Raw genomic sequence first — 292 nt, 5'->3', positions numbered from 1 at the left:
GGCGATGCTGCTACCGGTAAACCGGTTACCATTAACGGTAACAACGGCACAATCGGTGGCTTGACCAACACCACTTGGAACGGCACGGCAACCAAAGGCCAAGCAGCAACTGAAGACCAGCTGAAAAACATTGCTGACAATGCTGCAGCCGCCACAGCTGCAGCAAAAACCGAAGTTAAAGCAGGCACAAGCGGCAATGTATCGGTTACTCCAGACACAACGTCACCTGATGGTCATACCATTTACACAGTTGATATCGACAAAGACCTCGACTTGACCAATGCAGGTAGCG

General features: G+C 51.0%; 1 protein-coding gene. It reads left to right on the top strand.

All coding sequences use genetic code 11. The features are described from left to right. Positions 1-292 (top strand): hypothetical protein (locus ACE01R_RS17905; RefSeq protein ID WP_395552821.1); only part of this gene is annotated, 292 nt, incomplete at both ends.

This window comes from Acinetobacter sp. BSP-28 (assembly GCF_044130285.1).
Taxonomy (GTDB): Bacteria; Pseudomonadota; Gammaproteobacteria; order Pseudomonadales; family Moraxellaceae; genus Acinetobacter.
Note: the sequence above shows the minus strand (reverse complement) of the source record. Positions and strands in the feature narration are given on the sequence as shown.